The sequence below is a fragment of the Paenibacillus sp. IHBB 3054 genome (assembly GCF_051594305.1).
GTDB lineage: Bacteria > Bacillota > Bacilli > Paenibacillales > Paenibacillaceae > Paenibacillus_AQ.
This window is the reverse complement of the sequence record NZ_JBOFBG010000174.1, coordinates 1-410: the sequence shown is the minus strand read 5'-3', so window position 1 is coordinate 410 and position 410 is coordinate 1. Positions and strand designations below refer to the sequence as shown.

Sequence of the window (410 nt, the reverse complement as noted above, 5' to 3'; positions counted from 1 at the left end):
CTGATCGACCATATTTTGGTGTTCGAGAACTATCCGATCGCCGAAGCGCTTGGGCAAGCAGGCGGGACGGATGAGGCTTCGTTTGGGATCCGTGACGTTGAAGTATTTGAGCAGACGAATTATGACCTAACCGTCGTGCTATTCCCGGGCGAAGAGTTGTCGATTAATTTCTGCTACAACGCCAAGGTATACGACGGGACATTCATCCGGCGAATGGAAGGGCATATCCGGGAGATCGCGCAGCAAATGCTGGCGGATGCGCAGCGGCCGGTGGGCTCGATATCGCTTGTCACGCCGGAGGAGAAGGAGGAGCTGCTGCACGGGTTCAACGACACGGCGGCGGCGTATCCGCATGAAGCGACGATCCACGGTCTGTTCGAGGCGCAGGCGGAGAAGACGCCGGATGCGGT

General features: G+C 58.0%; 1 protein-coding gene. It reads left to right on the top strand.

From position 1 onward, the window contains the following. Window positions 1-18: 18 nt before the first annotated feature. On the top strand, window positions 19-410 hold a 392-nt coding region (locus ACQ76X_RS36335; RefSeq protein WP_438498717.1), incomplete at its 3' end, for a condensation domain-containing protein.